3 protein-coding genes are annotated in these 1,597 nt (G+C 67.6%); 1 reads left to right on the forward strand and 2 read right to left on the reverse strand.

Features of this window, described 5'->3' with window-relative positions:
* Both GA0115234_RS02095 and GA0115234_RS02100 read right to left on the reverse strand, forming a co-directional pair.
* A partial coding sequence (locus tag GA0115234_RS02095) for a hypothetical protein (RefSeq protein WP_141718371.1) occupies window positions 1–426 on the reverse strand: 426 nt, incomplete at its 3' end.
* A gap of 20 nt (window positions 427–446) precedes the next feature.
* On the reverse strand, window positions 447–884 hold the full coding sequence (locus GA0115234_RS02100) for a hypothetical protein (protein WP_093539095.1): 438 nt from the start codon (window positions 882–884) through the stop codon (window positions 447–449).
* Between the two features lie 446 nt (window positions 885–1,330).
* Here GA0115234_RS02100 and GA0115234_RS02105 point away from each other — a divergent pair.
* A partial coding sequence (locus GA0115234_RS02105; protein WP_202553280.1) for a hypothetical protein occupies window positions 1,331–1,597 on the forward strand: 267 nt, incomplete at its 3' end.

The following is a 1,597-nucleotide window of genomic DNA, read 5'->3' on the forward strand; positions in this document are numbered from 1 at the left end:
GATGTCCCGGGCTTCGTAGCCTTCCAGCCCAAGGGCCAGCAGGGGCGGCACCAGTGCGTGGAGGTACCAGCTCACATCGGTGAAGCCGGCCGAGCCTGGCAGGCTCCGCCGGTTAATGGTGGGGCTAAAGCTGCAGGCTGTGCGGTGCGGGAAGAAGAGGAGCTGACCGCCGGTGCCCGCTTGCGCGTGGTAGACGCAGACGGCGACGTGGTACTTCGCAGCATGCTCGGGCGCGTCCAGGAAGGCCAGGACCTCCCCCGTGTGGTCGTTGGTGGTCGACTGCCAGTCGTACAGGTCATTGTCGTTGACCATGTACGAGAGCGGCTCCTCCAGCGACCACCCTGAGGTGGCCAGAGCCTCGACGATGGTCCGGACCGTGATCTCGCGCGCAAACGTGAAGTCGATGTCTGCGGTTCTGGACGACACAGAGGCTCCTGGTAAGGCGATCAGCGGCACCGCATCGTCGCCGACGGCGTGGATGGCTGTCGATTGATTTGACGGCTTAGCTGCATGAGGTGTCTTTCTCCGCGATAGCCGGAGGAGAGGTGTGGGGCAGGATCCGGGTCAGCGGTCGGCAGGAGCGACGGGTGCCGTTCGGGGCACTCGCTCCTGGTGAGGCCGCCGTGCCGCACGTAGTCGCTCGCCTCCGTGACCGCCAGGATGTCCGGGGCCGTGGCCGGTGCGGTGCGGGCGAGGAGATCCGTCAGATGCACGGCGGTCGTCATGAGCCGCTCCGCGTGGCCGGGGTTGTCGGCCGTCTCGCGTCCGGCGGAGTGGGAGAGGAGGCGGACCGCGTGCGCGAGCGCGCCCCGCAACTCCTCGACGTGCTGGAGCAGGACAGCGGTGGACTGGTCGCCGCGGACGGTGTGGTCGGTGTCGGTCATGGGTCAGGTCCTCTCGTGTGGCCGGCTGTCCCGGCCGGGGTGGCCGTGTACGTCGTCGTCCGCCGCTGTACGTCTCCGGGATGGCGTACCGGGGCGAGCACCAGGAGCACGGCGCCGTTCATGGGTTCCGGGGGCAGAAGACCCCAGGCGGATGATGAGCGCCCGGGGTCCCTGTGCGACATGACGACGTGACGTCTGTCCCGACCGGGTTCAACGACCGGCCACGGCCGGTGTCACGCCCATTCCGCCCCGAGCTCCGCGAGGACCTCGCGCTGCTTCTGGGTGAGCTTGTCCGCCGGGTCTCGCTGTTGGAGAAGCACACCCCCAGCTATCGGGCCGATGGAGTGAACTTGCCTCAAGGCGCGCGCTGGTGGTCGGGCCGCCCAGCGGTATGACGCACACGCAACCCGCAGAATGGCATGAAATCACCAAGGAAGAGGTGGAATGTGATCAGGAAAATTGCTGTCGTCGCGGCTCTTTGCGGCGGTCTTGTCTTCGCCAACGCGGGCTTGGCCGCCGCCGGTTCCGGTGGCTATGGCGGAGACGAGGGCTGCTCTGCCTGCTCCGCCGGTCAGGGCCCGGATGTCTCGATCGGCAGCGGCAACACGTACATCTACAACCCGCAGATCCTGGGCAACCTCCTCAATCTGCTCTCCCCTCCTGCCACGGGCGGCGGCAACAACGGCGGCGGCAACAACGGCGGCGGCAACAAC

This window comes from Streptomyces sp. DvalAA-43 (assembly GCF_900091725.1).
Taxonomy (GTDB): Bacteria; Actinomycetota; Actinomycetes; order Streptomycetales; family Streptomycetaceae; genus Streptomyces; species Streptomyces pulveraceus.